The sequence below is a fragment of the Prescottella defluvii genome (assembly GCF_000738775.1).
GTDB classification, from domain to species: Bacteria; Actinomycetota; Actinomycetes; order Mycobacteriales; family Mycobacteriaceae; genus Prescottella; species Prescottella defluvii.
Map to the genome: position 1 here is coordinate 1 of NZ_JPOC01000124.1, position 272 is coordinate 272.

General features: G+C 62.1%; 1 pseudogene. It reads left to right on the plus strand.

The features are described 5' to 3' along the window. Positions 1 to 82: 82 nt before the first annotated feature. Positions 83 to 272, plus strand: a pseudogene (locus tag IJ15_RS27020) (chromosome partitioning protein); the annotation flags it as partial.

The window sequence follows — 272 nt, forward strand, 5'->3', positions numbered from 1 at the left end:
CGGCACCGCTGAGTTACCGGCATTCGAGAGCTCGAGGGTTGAGAATTGCGTCATGAGTGGTCATCAAGTGAAGGAGCAGTAGATGTCGGCTGGATCTGAATCCGCCGTTTCACGGGAAACGGTTTCACGTGAAACTGTGGTCCCGCCCGAACCGACCGACGGCAGTCGAGACCAGAGCCTCTCCCACTCCCCCTACTCCGGCATCTCACTCGCGGACACACCGATCGGTGCCGCCGCGCAGCGTGCGAGCCAGGTGCTCCATCCCGGTTCGG